This is a genomic window from Streptococcus sp. HMSC065E03, from assembly GCF_001815045.1.
GTDB lineage: Bacteria > Bacillota > Bacilli > Lactobacillales > Streptococcaceae > Streptococcus > Streptococcus parasanguinis_AD.
The window spans coordinates 243,459-244,085 of record NZ_KV818847.1 but is presented as its reverse complement, the minus strand read 5'-3'; the positions used below and the strand labels follow the sequence as shown (position 1 = coordinate 244,085).

Annotated in this window: 1 pseudogene; it reads right to left on the bottom strand. The window is 46.1% G+C overall.

What is annotated here, in order from left to right:
- Window positions 1-627 (bottom strand): annotated as a pseudogene (locus HMPREF3002_RS04145) (fibronectin-binding protein); the annotation flags it as partial.

Genomic DNA, 627 nt, shown 5'->3' with positions numbered 1-627 from the left:
TTGCTGGAACATCATCGTTCATTGGCACACGGCTATCGCCTTCAGTAAATACAGGTTTACCAGTTTGTGTAGCACCTTGGATATCTGTAGTTTCAACTGGTGTTGCAGTTGGAGTGACTGGAGTCACAGTTGGTGTATAAGTTGCAGAAGCTTTGGTTCCGTTCTTATCTTCGCGGACAACGGTCACCGCTGGTGCAGTTCCGACAAATGATTTTTCTGGTACAAATGTAACAGTACCGTCTGCTGCTACTGTGTAGGTACCAACACCGTCTACAGTCTTAGTCGTTGAGCCATCGTCAAATGTTGCTGGAACATCATCGTTCATTGGCACACGGCTGTTGCCTTCAGTAAATACAGGCTTACCTGTTTGGGTTTGACCTTGCTTACCTGTTGTTTCAACTGGTGTCGCTGTCGGTGTGACAGGAGTTACAGTTGGTGTATAAGTTGCAGAAGCTTTGGTTCCGTTCTTATCTTCACGAACAACCGTTACGGCTGGTGCAGTTCCGACAAATGATTTTTCAGGGACAAAGGTTACAGTTCCGTCTGCTGCTACTGTGTAAGTACCAACGCCATCAACTGTCTTAGTTGTTGAACCATCATCGAAGGTTGCTGGAACATCATCGTTCA